This window comes from Fischerella sp. JS2 (assembly GCF_032393985.1).
Classification (GTDB): Bacteria; Cyanobacteriota; Cyanobacteriia; order Cyanobacteriales; family Nostocaceae; genus Fischerella.
On the sequence record NZ_CP135918.1, the window covers coordinates 192,051 to 204,035 of the forward strand.

8 protein-coding genes are annotated in these 11,985 nt (G+C 40.3%); 6 read left to right on the forward strand and 2 right to left on the reverse strand.

What is annotated here, in order from left to right; all coding sequences use genetic code 11:
• Positions 1 to 42: 42 nt before the first annotated feature.
• Positions 43 to 483: a CAAD domain-containing protein gene (locus tag RS893_RS00865; RefSeq protein WP_315789371.1), complete on the reverse strand. Its 441-nt coding sequence runs from the start codon at positions 481 to 483 to the stop codon at positions 43 to 45.
• Between the two features lie 644 nt (positions 484 to 1,127).
• A complete protein-coding gene (locus RS893_RS00870; protein ID WP_315789372.1) occupies positions 1,128 to 1,583 on the reverse strand; it encodes a pentapeptide repeat-containing protein in 456 nt (151 codons plus the stop codon).
• A gap of 1,001 nt (positions 1,584 to 2,584) precedes the next feature.
• Between RS893_RS00870 and nrdJ the strand changes: the two genes are divergently transcribed.
• From nrdJ to zwf, 6 genes are all read left to right on the forward strand, one after another.
• Positions 2,585 to 6,109 carry a ribonucleoside-triphosphate reductase, adenosylcobalamin-dependent gene (gene nrdJ, locus RS893_RS00875; RefSeq protein WP_315789373.1) on the forward strand — a complete coding sequence of 1,175 codons (3,525 nt, stop codon included), beginning with the start codon at positions 2,585 to 2,587 and terminating at the stop codon, positions 6,107 to 6,109.
• Between the two features lie 312 nt (positions 6,110 to 6,421).
• Complete coding sequence (locus RS893_RS00880) at positions 6,422 to 6,640, forward strand: hypothetical protein (protein ID WP_315789374.1); 219 nt, start codon at positions 6,422 to 6,424, stop codon at positions 6,638 to 6,640.
• Between the two features lie 664 nt (positions 6,641 to 7,304).
• A complete protein-coding gene (locus tag RS893_RS00885) occupies positions 7,305 to 7,580 on the forward strand; it encodes an RNA-binding protein (protein WP_315789375.1) in 276 nt (91 codons plus the stop codon).
• A gap of 440 nt (positions 7,581 to 8,020) precedes the next feature.
• On the forward strand, positions 8,021 to 9,073 hold the full coding sequence (gene fbp / locus RS893_RS00890; RefSeq protein WP_315789376.1) for a class 1 fructose-bisphosphatase: 1,053 nt from the start codon (positions 8,021 to 8,023) through the stop codon (positions 9,071 to 9,073).
• 120 nt (positions 9,074 to 9,193) lie between these two features.
• A complete protein-coding gene (gene tal / locus RS893_RS00895; RefSeq protein WP_315789377.1) occupies positions 9,194 to 10,339 on the forward strand; it encodes a transaldolase in 1,146 nt (381 codons plus the stop codon).
• Between the two features lie 112 nt (positions 10,340 to 10,451).
• Positions 10,452 to 11,981 (forward strand): glucose-6-phosphate dehydrogenase, encoded by a 1,530-nt coding sequence (zwf, locus tag RS893_RS00900; RefSeq protein ID WP_315789379.1) that lies wholly within the window; start codon positions 10,452 to 10,454, stop codon positions 11,979 to 11,981.
• Positions 11,982 to 11,985 lie beyond the last annotated feature (4 nt).

Genomic DNA, 11,985 nt, shown 5'->3' on the forward strand with positions numbered 1-11,985 from the left:
TACCAGCGTTGCGATCGCTCTAGGTACTGAATTTACTCAGTTTTAGGCGTCTTTACCGACCACTTGTGATTTGAGAGTTGCAATTTCATTGGTTAACTCTTGCCTAGTAGAGGCTTTGAGTAAATAACGGTAAATAAACCATGCAGAGTAACCAATACCAATTAATTCAAAAGTTGGTGCCACTAGAGGAATATCATTTAAAGCATCTAGGATCGCCAAGACAACTTTAACAGCGACAATGGCTCCCACAATTAAACCAATCGTAACCAGGGGCTGTCTATACTTATTAAAAAAGCTTCCCAGGTATTCGGGTAGTGTCGCTAAAAAGCTAGAAGCCACCTCTCCATACTTCAACCATTGGTCTTGAGATTGCACAGTGGGTTGGATTTTAGTAATGGTTCCTGTTTGGTTGTTCATATCTGGCACTATTGCCTCTGGAGACTTTGTTTCTACTACTTCCGGTTCTTGCATTTCCGCTCCCATGATTGTGACAGTTGAGTTACTTTTATCGGGACAATTACAACCAAAAGGCTGTTGAGTCGGCGATGCACTAACACATCACTTTACACATACAGACATGTGTCTTGAACCAAAGTTCAAGTCTTGGTCTTGCCAGTTTTGCCCATCTGGTGAACTGACATCAGACAGGTAAGCTGTTTATGATCGTACTCATTGGAGTACAAATCATGTACCAATAAGTTCATCCCTTATTTATACAAGCCTAAATGCCGATTTTACCTGATATTTAGGCAATCTTAAGCTGTTATTCTCAATGCTGAGAGTAGAATTGATATTAATACTTAATAAAAATTTTTATGTATTCATATGGTCTAGACTTTTAAAGTTGTTTGTGGTATGCAGTGGCTAAACCCATGTAGGCAAATTAGCTAGTACTTTTTCAATCAAAAATATAATATTAAAAATAAATTTTGAGCAAAAATCCTCCCGCTTATAAAGTTTTTCTTTAGAAATGGGAGGATTAATTAATAAACCCGTTGCATGAATTTTAAAAACCCCTTAATCTAGCGCAGATGAGGGAAAGACTTAGTTAGCTCCTTCCCTGATTTCGCTAAGGGTTGAGGTGGGGTAAAAAATCTTTCTAACCTTATGCGTGGATATATGCCTATTTAGTCCCAATCTGGAATATCTGCACTATCACCACCAATACCTATCCCAGTATTGTAGATCTCAGCATTGGTAATATTGAGGTTATTCATTGAGGCGCCATGCACATTGGAATCTAAAATTGTGGCACTGGTAAAGTTAACACCATTGAGATTGGCATTTTTGAAATTAACATTGGTGGCAAAAGCTGACTCTAAGTTAGCACCTGCCAAGTTTGCACCCGTAAGGTCAGCACCCTCAAGATTTGCTCCTTCTAGGTTAGCGCCTTGGAGATTTGCGCCTCTGAGATCAGCACCAATTAAGTGAGCGCCACTGAGGTCTGCTCCTGATAGATTACACCCTTGACATTCCCCAGTTGATAACAGCTTTTGTATTTGCTGCGGATTATTGGCACTAACTGCGCCAGTGAAAAACAGGGGAGCTACTAAAGTTAGAGCAGCCAAAATTTTGGTTTTCATATTTCCCCCTTTACAATTAACGTATTTCCGTTCTTTTCCTCACAATCTAATTATCTCACTAAACAAGTTGTGAAAATATATTTGTTTCACAAACTGTTTGCGATCGCACTCTGATTTATGCAAGTGCAAAAATACTAGTGCTATAAGACAGTAAAGTATTTTCAATCATAGTATATGTCTAACTATTGGCATCTGACAAACACCTATTGTCAGAGTCTCTACACACTTTCTTTTCTCACTGGTGGCAGAAGAAAAGTTACATATCCCCTTTTCTATATGTTCCATTAGTTATAGATAAGGAATTACATATAATTATTTCAATCTATCAAAAATATTATTTTTAGCAAAAAAGAATTTTTGCTGAAAGCAGGCAAAAATACTGCTACATCAAATATCAATCATCTTGAATATATCTATACTTCAGTAGATATTTCTTTGTTGTTACTCAGTATTATTACTGTTTGATTTAATTCAAATTTTGTCTTGAAATTTTAATAAAAAATCAACAAACATATTTCAATAACATATTTTTGTACTCAAGTATATTCTGTTTTATTAAATTATTAGTGTTTTTTTGATTTCAAGAGTTATTGAATAATTCATGATATTCAAATATTAATATTTTTAAAGACCCTTTTCTTCTAAAATTACAATATTTTTACTTAGAAAATAATTATTTAATAGTTTATCAATAAAATAAAAATCTTTAAGATCAGGGTTTCAAGCTGTTGTGATTGACTAGGAATAACCAAAAGATGAAAACCCTATCTCTTATAGCTTTTCCAAGCAAAAATAAATATAACTAAAGGCTTAAATATACTGCTAATATTGAAAATATTAATTATTTTAGATTAGGGATATTAGACACAATAAAGCTTACAACATTGATAATTACTCGTGGGGATAAACTTACCGCAAATTGATAATTTTTTCAACCTTTGACCCCCGCGACTAGTTAACGTATAGTCATAATCTGATGAGAGAGCAACAAGGCTTGATTTATGGTTCGAGAGCTTGAACGAAAACGCCTTTTGGCGAACTTTCCAGAAACAGCCCCAGCGGCCTACCCAGTGTTTTTTAGAACTTACAGCCGCCGTAGAGAAGCACAAACAAGGGAGACATGGGAGCAGGTATGCGATCGCACTTTAGGTGGTTTAATTAACTTGGGAAAACTGCAACCACAAGAGGCTGAGATTCTTGAGCGGATGCAGCGTAACTTGAAAGCTTTACCCAGTGGGCGCTGGTTGTGGGTTGGTGGCACAGACTGGATAGCCAAGCCACAGAATTTTTCTGGTGCTTATAACTGTACTTCTACCAACCTCCAGAATTGGACTGCTTTCGGCTTAATGATGGATTTGGCTATGATGGGCTGCGGTACTGGAGCAGTTTTAGAACCAAAATACATTAACCAATTGCCCCTTATTCGTAATCGCTTAAATGTAAATATAAAAGGAGAAATTGGTTTTACTCCACCTCTCGAACGGCGTGAATTTACAGAAGTCAAAATTGATACAAATGCTCACCACGTTACCATCTATGTAGGAGACAGCCGCCAAGGCTGGGTACAATCATATCAAAGTTTACTGGAACTCTCTACTGATGAAAGATTTACACAAGAAATACAAGTAATTGTTGATATCAGCGATGTACGCCAAGCTGGAGAAGTTCTCAACGGCTTTGGAGGTGTTGCCAATCCTATAAAATTGCCTGGACTGTATCAACGTTGTGCTTCTATCCTCAATAAAGCTGTAGGGCGTCAATTAAATTCTGTAGAATGCTGTTTGTTGATTGATGAGGCTGCCGTAACAATTGTTGCTGGTAATATCAGACGTTGTTTACCTGAAGATGCCTTGGTTCATACTTTCCAAGGTCTGGTTCCCATACGTGATATCCAGGTAGGTGACTTAGTACAAACCCCCTTGGGATTCAGACGAGTGGTTGATAAATTTGACCAAGGATTTCAGGAAGTTTATGAGATAGAAACCAATGCCACTTATCCCAGAGGGACTTTAAACCACAGACAAGCAGTTCTTACAGGTGCTAAAGGGGGAATTACTTGGAAGCCAATAGCGAGTCTTGTGGAAGGCGATCGTCTATTACACAATACACAAGTCTTACCCGGTACAGTAACTCACCTACCCCCTGACTTTACACAAGAAAGACCAACTCAAAGTCGAAATGTCAAATCATTTATTATTCCTGATCTAACACCGGAAATCGCTTGGTTGATTGGATTTACCCACGGAGATGGCTATGTTGCTCTTGGTCGTAACAAGTATGGAAAGCCCTATGGTCGCGTAGAATGGGCAATGAACGGCTTGGATGTGGAACTTCTACCTAGAATTCAAACAAAAATAGATGCAGCATTGGCTTTATTTGGACTAAGTGCAACTCACACCTGTGTCAAAGGCGAAAATACTGCTAAATCCATCTGTTCTTCTATTCGCTTCGCAGAGTATTTTTATCGCTACATTAAGCAACCTAATATTCCTTTGCAAGTCCCTAGTTTTATCTTGCAGGGTTCAATAGATATTAGAGCTGCTTACCTAGCAGGATTAATGGATAGTGGCGGTGCTGTTAATAACCGCCCACCTCACCTCATCACTACAGTTTACCGCTCATTTATTAGGCAAGTTGCAGCAGTTTTATCCAGTCTAGGAATTGCCGGTAGAATTAGCATTGTTTATCCTCAACAAAAGAGATGGCAAGCTAAATACAACCTCAAAATTCCAGCATTAAAAGAGCGTTACAACGCTTTGATAGCTACCCACAGCGTCAAAGGAGAAATCAAACAAGGACTGAAAATGTATGGCTTCACCGTGCCAGGAACAATTATGCGGGAAGCTTACACTTACAGTGAAATGCGGGAAATGGGATTTCAGGGTTCTTGTTCTGTTGATGCCAACTATGAACGCTACATTGCTGAGGCGGATACTTCACTGGATATTCCCGTTACAGTCAAAGGACTGGGCAGTTACGATTATGTCCAAACTTACGACATTGAAGTCGAAGAAGCTCATTGTTTCTACTGTGATGGTTATCTGACACATAACAGCGCTGGGATGCGTCAAGGCAACAACGATGATAATTTGTTTGCTGATGCGAAAGCAAACCTTTGGCAGCAGGATGAAAACGGGAACTGGCGTATTGATCCAGAACGCGATTCACTGCGAATGGCAAACCATACCAGAGTTTTTCACCGTAAGCCAACATTAGAAGAATGTATTGATGCCGTTCGTAAACAGTACTACAGTGGTGAAGGTGCAATTCAATGGGCTGGTGAAGCTGTAGCTAGAGCTAACTGTGATTTATTGTCTACCGTTAGCTTGAAAACTGAATTTTTACAAGCTTATCAACAAGGTACTGCCAAACAGTGGTTGCAGGAACACTATCCTAATCTTGATGAGCGTGAACTGGAACATCGTTTGGCTCGATTTGGTTTGAATCCGTGTGGTGAAATTATTGGTAGTGACTTCCACTGTAATTTGTCAGAGGTTCATCTCAATCAAATTGACCCACATAACTATAAAGAACAGGAAGAGGCTTTCACCGCAGGTGCGTTATCTGTAGCTGCTCTTTTGCATCACAAATTCCAAGAACCACGCTATCAAGAAGCCCGTGAACTTGACCCGATTGTCGGCGTTTCTTTCACTGGTTTATTTGATTTTTTTGTTCATGCTTTTGGGGTTGATTGGTTACATTGGTGGGCTGAAGGAAGACCAAACACTGCTCAAGGATTGGCGTTTAAACGTCAAGAAGAAAAATATTTGAGTACGTGGAAAGAGATTGTGCATCGAGTAGTTTGGGATTATTGTGCAAAGCACAATCTTAAACGTCCAAATCGTTGCACTACAGTTCAACCTAGTGGTACCAAATCTTTGTTGACTGGTGCTTCTCCAGGATGGCATCCTCCTAAAGCCCAAAGATTTATTCGCAGAATCACCTTCCGCAAAAATGACCCTGTAGCCTTAGCATGTATTGACTATGGTTATAGTGTCATACCTTCTCAATCTGACAAAGATGAACAAGGTAATTTGTTAAATGATCCCTTTGATTCGAGGGTAAGTGAGTGGTTGGTGGAAATTCCTGTCGCTGTATCTTGGGCAAATTTACCAGGCGCTGATGAAATTGACATTAGTAAATATAGCGCCCTATCTCAGATGGATTTCTATATGCAAGTGCAGAAATTTTATGTAACACATAACACCTCTGCTACAATTGAGTTGCGAGAGCAAGAAATAGAAGCTTTGGGAACTCGTATATACGAAACTATTCGTGATGATGAAGGATACATTAGTGCTGCTCTTTTAGCACGGTTTGACGACCATCAAACTTTTCCACGTTTGCCTTTTGAACCAATCACAAAAGTGCGGTATGAGGAGCTGATGCAAGAAGTAAAAATGCGTCGGAAAACGCATGATTTTCACACCGCATTAAGTCGTTATGATTTCGGTGAATTAATGGAAGTAGGCCCCGCAGGTTGTGATTCCGATAAGTGCATGTTGCCTGAGGAAAATCCTAACTAATTAGTTAGTCTGGTAACTAGGAAGAAGGACTAATTTATATTGTTAGCCTTCTTCCTATTCTTGTAATTTTGAGAGATGATTAATTTTAATAGGGTTTCAAAGGAACAGTCTTTGAGCAAATGCTTTCAATCTCAAATTCAAAATAAGTATGAATGCGATCGCATTTCTATCAAGTCAACTTCACTAAAATAATAACAAGTTAGCATTTATACTTTTTCTGTCTACTTCCTAACAAGTTTGATCTCACACGCTACGATTAAGTAAAAGTTACATTTTATGAGAATAATCCAGGCAATTTAGGAGACTATAACTATGTTTGTTGATGAACTGACGCCTATTTTTCAACAATTCGCCCAGCACCCAATATCATTTATGGGAGGCTTCTTCTCGGGAGTGCTGCGACTCAATCTTGCTGATGATCCTGTTAAAAGCTGGCTGAATCAACAAACTGGCTCAAATATTCACACAACTTCTACAGTTGAACAAAACAACGGTAAGCCCAGTGGCCCTCAATCAATAGCGATTGAATAAATAAAACAGTCATTCAAGAAGCGTGAGATACAGAGGAACCCTACCTGCGCTATACCACCCTCCCCGAAATCGGGGAGGTTAGGGAGGGGTCTAATACTATTTGAAGTCAACCAGACAAGAAGGACAAGGAAGAGGATTGGTATCAAGAATTTTGGAAAATGGTATTAATTTGTAATTTTAACAATACAAAATAATTAATCAGTAAAGACAAATTACTAATAATTGTTAATATTTAAATATACTTTTCATTCAAGTGATATTACGTATTAAATGTAGTTTAAGGAACAATTTGCCTACAAGTATTATTGTCTTTTGCCGCATTCAATGTCATTAATATATTGCTAAATTCCGCATCTGCACAAATAGGTATATTGAATCCGATAAGCATGAATAAATATCAAACGGAATCCACTTTTGCATAAGCTAAATTCCACATATAAGAGAGACTGATTTGAAATTAAAGGGGTTTGTAAAATCTCATACTTTAAAAAATGTCAAGATCGGTTATCATATGAGCGTATGCGAAAGTTCAGCCTGAATGATTGGTTAGCTACCAGCAACGGTATCCACCATTGTTAATCAGACCCAACGGAATTCTTTTCGTTTCTATTAACTATCTTTTGAGCTGAATTTGCCGCCTCCAATTGAGACTTACGTGATCCAAATGACTATTTACGTTGGCAATCTCTCCTACAGCGCTACCGAAGAAGACTTGAAAGCTGTTTTTGCCGAATACGGCCAGGTTAAAAGAGTTGTGTTACCGACCGACCGCGATACAGGTAGACTGCGCGGGTTTGCGTTTGTAGAAATGAATGAAGACGCCCAAGAAGAAGCAGCGATTACAGAATTGGATGGCGCTGAATGGATGGGTCGTCAACTCAAAGTCAACAAAGCAAGACCAAGGGAGGATAACCGACGAGGTAGTTGGGCGAAAAGGTAATTTTTTTAAACTGATGGAAAAATATAATAGCAAATTGCTTACTTTTTAGGCAAGGTGTTAAGTTACGTCTAGTAACTAAAAAGCAGTAAACCGACCCAAGCAGAAAAGTAGCAAAATAACTGACTAGTTGTGATTTATGAAGAAGATCATGACTGTCGGTTATTTTATTTTTTGTGACTAGTCATGGTCATTCTTACCAATGACTGGTGCATGGCCAATAAATTTTAGATTACTTGTAAGACTAGGTAAATTTTCCTGACACTATCATCTCAAATAAGCAAATAACCTTAGTTGAGAGCGATAAAATGTTGATTTCTTTAGTTTGTCTAAAGTCACATCTGAATTGTCAAATTACCTTTCTAAGATAGAGGCAGCAACCACAAGTTGCAAGGCACGGGAGCAACCCAACAAATAGCTAATTGCTATGGAGGATAAAAATAATGACTAAAGCGGCAGAATCTTTAGAGCAGTCTATCAAAGACGCTACAGCAGAGCGCGGCTTAGATCGTGATTGTACTACTTTATCCCGTCACGTCCTGCAACAACTCCAAACTTTTTCGCCACAGGCACAGGATTTAAGTACGTTGATGAATCGGATTGCCTTGGCTGGGAAACTCATTGCCCGTCGCCTCAGTCGGGCTGGTCTCATGGAAGGTGTTCTCGGATTTACAGGCGAGACTAATGTCCAAGGTGAATCTGTGAAAAAAATGGATGTCTACGCCAATGATGTGTTTATCGCGGTATTCAAGCAAAGCGGGTTAGTGTGTCGCTTAGCTTCTGAAGAAATGGAAAATCCATACTATATTCCCGAAAACTGTCCGATTGGTCGCTACACTCTGTTGTATGATCCCATTGATGGCTCATCCAATACTGACATTAATTTAAGTTTGGGTTCTATCTTCTCGATTCGTCAACAGGAAGGGGAAGATCTTGATGGTTCGGCAAAAGATTTACTAGCATCAGGACGTAAGCAAATTGCTGCTGGATACATCCTGTATGGTCCTAGTACGATGCTGGTCTATACTATAGGAAGAGGCGTTCATTCTTTTACCCTTGACCCTAGTTTAGGAGAGTTTATTCTCACAGAAGAGAATATCCAAATTCCTAGCCACGGCCCAGTATATAGCGTAAACGAGGGGAACTTCTGGCAATGGGATGAATCAATTCGAGAGTATATCCGCTACGTTCATCGTACAGAAGGTTACACCGCTCGTTATAGTGGGGCAATGGTTAGCGATATCCACAGGGTGCTAATCCAAGGCGGTGTGTTTCTATATCCCGGAACTGTTCAAAAACCAGAAGGTAAACTACGCTTACTTTATGAAACTGCGCCGCTTGCTTATGTGATTGAGCAAGCAGGTGGTCGAGCAACAACCGGACATGAGAATATTTTGGACGTAATACCAAATAAACTGCATCAACGTACACCTCTGATTATTGGTAGTAGAGAGGATGTTGCGAAGGTAGAGTCTTTTATTCAGAACGGGCATTAGTAGTAAAGGTTAGTGGTTAGTAGTTGGTAGTTAGTGGGAAAAAAGCAACAACTAACAATCAACAACTAACTTGGTTTGACAAATTTCTCACCAAAATAGAACAAGCAGGAGGGAAAAATAATGACAACAAATCATTTATTAGAGATAAAAAATTACGGTCAGAGTATCTGGATGGATAATTTGAGCCGTGACATTATAAAGTCTGGTGAATTGAAAGACTTGGTGGAAAATAAAGGTATTTGTGGGATTACTTCTAATCCTACGATTTTTGAAAAAGCGATCGCTAATAATGCCATATATGATCGCGAGATCGAAGCCGGAGTTCAGGCTGGGTTGCCAACTTACAAAATCTACGAATCGCTGGTTTTTCAAGATATCCGCGATGCTTGTGATATTTTACGCCCAGTCTATGAAGCCTCGAATGGGTTGGATGGTTATGTCAGCATTGAAGTACCACCAACAATTGCTCATGACACCGAAGCCACAATTGCTGAGGCTCGCCGCTACTTCCAAGAAATTGGCCGGGAAAATGTCATGATTAAAATACCCGGTACAGATTCTGGTTTGCCAGCAGTTGAGCAAGTAATATCCGAGGGTATTAATGTTAATATCACGCTGCTGTTTTCGGTACAAAGCTATATCAACACTGCTTGGGCTTATATTCGTGGCTTAGAAAAACGGGCAGCCCAAGGTAAGGACATCAGCAAAATTGCTTCTGTAGCTAGCTTCTTCCTGAGCCGGATTGACAGCAACATCGATGGTAAAATCGATGCCAAACTAGCTAAAGGTGTTGACAATCTCAATGTTGAAGCCAAGCTAAAAGCAATTAAAGGAAAAGTAGCGATCGCTAACGCAAAGATTGCTTATCAGGAATATAAAAAGATTGTGCAAAGCGATCGTTGGCAAGCTTTGGCGGCCAAAGGTGCAAAAGTACAGCGCCTGTTGTGGGCTAGTACCAGTACTAAAGATCCCAACTACAGCGACGTCATGTATGTTGATGAGTTGGTTGGTCCAGACACCGTTAACACCTTACCACCAGCAACCATCGAGGCTTGCGCCGACCACTGCGATGTAGCTAACCGAGTAGAAACAGACGTAGAGGAGGCTTACAACCTAATGGAAAGCCTCAAAGATCCAGACGTGAACATCGACATCAACACAGTGATGGATGAACTGCTGACAGAAGGAATTGACAAATTTGTCAAGCCCTTCCAATCCTTAATGGATTCTTTAGAAAAAAAGGTCAAGCAGTTGTCACCAGTGTAAGTAATAGTTAGTGGTTATTGGTTAGTGGTTAGTAGTCAACAATCAACCACTAACTACTAACTACCAACTACTAACAAATCCCAACATCTCAAACCTAAAATCTAAAATTCATATGGTCAGTCTGCTAGAAAATCCTTTGCGGGTAGGTCTCCAACAGCAAGGAATGGCCGAACCCCAGATTATAGTCATCTTTGGTGCTTCTGGAGACCTTACTTGGCGCAAACTTGTGCCATCACTATACAAATTAAGACGCGAGAGACGCATTCCACCAGAGACAACCATCGTTGGCGTAGCACGTCGGGACTGGACTCATGAATACTTCCGTGAACAAATGCGAAAAGGAATGGAAGAGGTTCATGGCGGTGTTGGTCCGGAGGAACTCTGGCAGGACTTTTCTCAAGGATTATTTTACTGTTCTGGTAATATAGATAATCCTGAAAGTTACCAAAAACTGAAGGCTTTTTTGCAAGAGTTGGATGAAAAACGGGGAACCCGAGGAAATCGGATGTTCTACCTTTCGGTTGCACCCAACTTCTTTGCAGAAGCAATCAAACAACTTGGAACTGGGGGAATGCTGGATGATCCCTACAAACATCGTCTGGTCATCGAAAAACCCTTTGGTCGAGATTTAGCTTCTGCTAAGAGTCTCAACTTAGTAGTGCAAAAATATTGCAAAGAGCAACAAGTATACCGTATTGACCACTACTTAGGCAAAGACACAGTTCAAAATTTACTAGTATTTCGCTTTGCTAATGCGATTTTTGAACCGTTGTGGAATCGCCGCTTTGTTGACCACGTCCAGATTACCGTTGCCGAAACCGTAGGAGTAGAAGACCGGGCCGGTTACTATGAAAGTTCCGGCGCACTGCGGGACATGTTGCAAAACCACCTAATGCAACTTTATTGCTTAACAGCAATGGAACCTCCCAACGCTATGGATGCTGACAGTATCCGCACGGAAAAAGTAAAAGTACTCCAGGCTACACGTTTAGCAGATATCAATAATTTAAGCCTTTCGGCTGTACGTGGGCAATACAGCGCTGGTTGGATGAAAGGAAAGCCAGTACCAGGGTATCGACAAGAACCAGGAGTTGATCCTAACTCGACCACGCCTACTTATGTAGCGATGAAGTTTCTCGTAGACAACTGGCGCTGGCAAGGGGTTCCTTTTTACCTGCGTACTGGTAAGCGAATGCCGAAAAAAGTGAGTGAGATTTCTATCCACTTTCGGGAAGTTCCTTCTCGGATGTTTCAATCGGCAGCCCAACAGATGAATGCCAATATTTTAGCAATGCGGATTCAACCAAACGAAGGTATTTCTCTGCGGTTTGAAGTCAAAATGCCTGGGGCAGATTTCCGTACTCGTTCGGTTGATATGGACTTTAGTTATGGTTCCTTTGGCATTGCAGCAACTTCTGATGCTTATGATCGCCTATTTTTGGATTGCATGATGGGTGATCAAACATTATTCACACGGGGAGACGAAGTAGAAGCAGCTTGGCAGGTGGTAACACCAGCCCTTTCTGTTTGGGATGCACCTACAGATCCAACAACTATTCCCCAGTATGAAGCCGGAACCTGGGAACCCGTGGAAGCAGAATTATTAATCAACCGAGATGGTCGTCGTTGGCGCAGACTATAGAAGG